Annotated in this window: 4 protein-coding genes; 2 read left to right on the forward strand and 2 right to left on the reverse strand. The window is 66.7% G+C overall.

The features are described 5' to 3' along the window. The first annotated feature begins 69 nt into the window (after positions 1 to 69). Positions 70 to 1,092, forward strand: a complete 1,023-nt coding sequence (locus ACXWUF_RS21635) for an AAA family ATPase (protein ID WP_458496594.1) — start codon at positions 70 to 72, stop codon at positions 1,090 to 1,092. A gap of 22 nt (positions 1,093 to 1,114) precedes the next feature. Here ACXWUF_RS21635 and ACXWUF_RS21640 read toward each other — a convergent pair whose 3' ends face one another. Together ACXWUF_RS21640 and ACXWUF_RS21645 are read right to left on the reverse strand one after the other, a co-directional pair. Then, positions 1,115 to 1,459, reverse strand: a complete 345-nt coding sequence (locus ACXWUF_RS21640; RefSeq protein WP_458496595.1) for an HVO_A0114 family putative DNA-binding protein — start codon at positions 1,457 to 1,459, stop codon at positions 1,115 to 1,117. Between the two features lies 1 nt (position 1,460). Continuing rightward, entirely contained in the window at positions 1,461 to 1,742 is a 282-nt protein-coding gene (locus ACXWUF_RS21645; protein WP_458496596.1) for a toxin-antitoxin system TumE family protein, read from the reverse strand. Positions 1,743 to 1,813: 71 nt separating this feature from the next. On the opposite strand from ACXWUF_RS21645, the gene ACXWUF_RS21650 reads away from it, so the two are divergent. After that, positions 1,814 to 2,659, forward strand: coding sequence for a DUF58 domain-containing protein (locus ACXWUF_RS21650; RefSeq protein WP_458496597.1), 846 nt, complete (start codon positions 1,814 to 1,816; stop codon positions 2,657 to 2,659). The last annotated feature ends 51 nt before the right edge of the window (positions 2,660 to 2,710 follow it).

Raw genomic sequence — 2,710 nt, forward strand, 5'->3', positions numbered from 1 at the left:
GGGCTTCAGCCCGCGACCTTATTTTTGATCGCAGGCTGAAGCCCGCTCCCACACTGCCATCCGACCGCTATGAACCACCCCGACAACCTCCTCGCCGACCACTGGCCCAAAGCCCTGGCCTTCGAGGAGCAGATCAAGAACGCCATCGTCGGCCAAGACCAAGCCGTCCGGCTGATGACCATCGCCGTGTTCGCCCGTGGCCATGCCCTGCTGGAAGGCGGGGTGGGCGTGGGCAAGACCACCCTGCTGCGGGCGGTGGCTCAGGGCCTGGGCGGCGAATACGAGCGGATCGAGGGCACCATCGACCTCATGCCCTCGGACCTTGTTTACTACACCCATCTGGACGAATCCGGCAAACCCGGCGTGTCCCCCGGTCCTTTGCTGCGTAAGGGCGAGCGGCTGTCCGTGTTCTTCTTCAACGAAATCAACCGCGCCCGGCCCCAGGTCCATTCCTTGCTGCTGCGGGTGATGGCCGAGCGCAGCGCCACGGCCTTCAACCGGGAATACGCCTTCCCCCATTTGCAAGTCTTCGCCGACCGCAACCGGGTGGAAAAGGAGGAAACCTTCGAACTCCCCGCCGCCGCCCGCGACCGCTTCATGCTGGAAATTCCGGTCACGCCGCCGACCGCGCCGGACATCCTGGATAGGCTGGCCTTCGAGCCGCGTTTCCACGATCCCGACCGCCTGTTGGCGGAAGTGGCACCGGGCACGCTGAATTTCGAGGCTTTGAATGGACTCGCCGCCGCCATCCAGGAGACCGTCACCGCCAGCCCGGCGCTGCGGACCTATGCGCGGGAACTGTGGCGGGCGAGTTGCGAGCCGGAAGCCTTCGGCATCCGCCTCCAGGACGCCGACCTGGGCGAACTGATCGAGGCCGGTCCCAGCCCACGGGGCATGAGCCATCTGATCCGGGCGGCGCGGGTGCGGGCCTGGCTCAGCCGCCGCGACCACCTGCGGCCCGAGGACGTGCAGGCCGTGTTCTCCGCCGCCCTGGGCCACCGGATTTTCCTCAAGCCGGTCTACGAATACCGCCGGGCCGAACTGGTCCCGGAACTGGTGGAGCGCATCCTGCGCTCGGTGGCCGCGCCTTGAACACTCTCGTACCGCCGCCGGGTCAGGCGGCTTTCAGCACGAAATCCACCCGCACCTCGTCATACGGGAAAACCACTTGGCCGGTGTCGGTCTTGTCCAGCAGGCCAACATTGAGGAGGGCTTGCACATCGCCATGCACCGCCTTCACGTCCCGATCCACCCGCCGGGCGACTTCGCGGATCGCCAACGGCCCCGCGCCGGTCATCGCCCGGAGCAGTTCCCAGCGCTTGAGGGTGAGTGTTTTCCATAAATCCTCCAAGCTGGCGAAGCCGATATGCGCGGCTTGCGGCTCCCCCGTTTCCCAGGCTCGCAGGAAGCGTTCCGAAGCGGCTTCCGGCGTGGTCACGCCGATGGTTACTGTGTTCATGTCATGTTCTCCAATGCCTGACGTCGTTCCAGAAGTCGGCCAGCAATTGCTTAGGCGAGGTGAAGGCGTAGGCCGTTTCCCGGTCGCCGATGTGCTTATGGTCGCCCTTGCCCGCCTCGTTGTCGTAGCGCAGGACGCAGACGCCCTCCACCACGAAGGCCAGCCGGTATTTGTAGGGATGGGCGCTGCCCGGAACGGGCGTCGGCACCCGCCACAGCTTGAGCGCGGCGAACGCCGTCCCGCCCATGATCACCCGCTCGTCGATCAACAATTCGGCCTTCATGTTGGAGAAAATACCAACAAAGACCACCGTTGTAAACCACTCCAACACCCATTGGTTTCGGTGGCCGCACCGTGACCCAACGCGAATTCCACTACCGGATTCCCGGCCACGCCGGCGGCGCCCGGCCCGGTGCCCACCCTAGCCGCCAGGTCGGGGACGGGCAGCGGTTCCGGCATCTCGCGCCGTTCCTGGCCCATCCCGACCCACGCCGTTTGGACCTCCGCGCCAGCCTGACCGACCCCTTTGAAACCTGGCGGGTGCGCCTGTGCGAACAACGCTCGGCCATCCCGGTGTATGCGCTGGCCGATGTCTCGGGTTCTATGGATTTCCGGGGCGTCCATCCGAAAATCGCGGTGCTGGCGGATTTCATCGAAGGCTTGGCGGAGTCCGTGTACCGCGCCGGCGATACGCTGGGCCTATTGGCCGCCGCCGAGGACATTCGCCCTGAGTTTTGCCTGTCCCCGTCGCGGCTGCCCGGCCCGGCGTTCCGGCTGGCCGCGAGGCTGCGCCCGTTCCGTCCCCATGGCCTGGGCTGTCGGGGGCTGGTCCAGGCCGGACGATTGCTGCCGGGGCGGCGTTGCTTGGTTTTCCTGCTGTCCGACTTCCATTTGCCGCTCAACCTGCTGCGGGAAATCCTGACGGGCCTGTGCCGCCACGACGTGGTGCCGGTGGTGCTGTGGGACGAGGGCGAAGCCCTGCCCGACGCCCGTGGCCTGGCGCGGCTGGCCGACCTGGAAGGCGGCGGGCAGCGCTTGCTGCTGCTGCGCCCGGCCCTGCGGGAACGGCTGGCCGACAACCTGCGGCAGCGCCGCGAGCGGTTGGTGTGGCTGTTCCGGCAATTTGGGTGGGAGCCGCTGTTTTTGTCCAAGGGCTTCGACCCGGACCAAGTGACCCGCTATTTCCTGGGGGCGGCGTGAGTGACAGGATGGGCGTAGCACCTGTGGGAGCGGTTTCCAACCGCGACCGAC

This window comes from Methylomagnum sp. (assembly GCF_054333355.1).

Excerpts from the sequence above, each read along its gene's own strand:
- ACXWUF_RS21635 (WP_458496594.1), top strand. The coding sequence starts at position 70 with ATGAACCACCCCGACAACCTCCTCGCCGACCACTGGCCCAAAGCCCTG.
- ACXWUF_RS21645 (WP_458496596.1), bottom strand. The coding sequence starts at position 1,742 with ATGAAGGCCGAATTGTTGATCGACGAGCGGGTGATCATGGGCGGGACG.
- ACXWUF_RS21640 (WP_458496595.1), bottom strand. The coding sequence starts at position 1,459 with ATGAACACAGTAACCATCGGCGTGACCACGCCGGAAGCCGCTTCGGAA.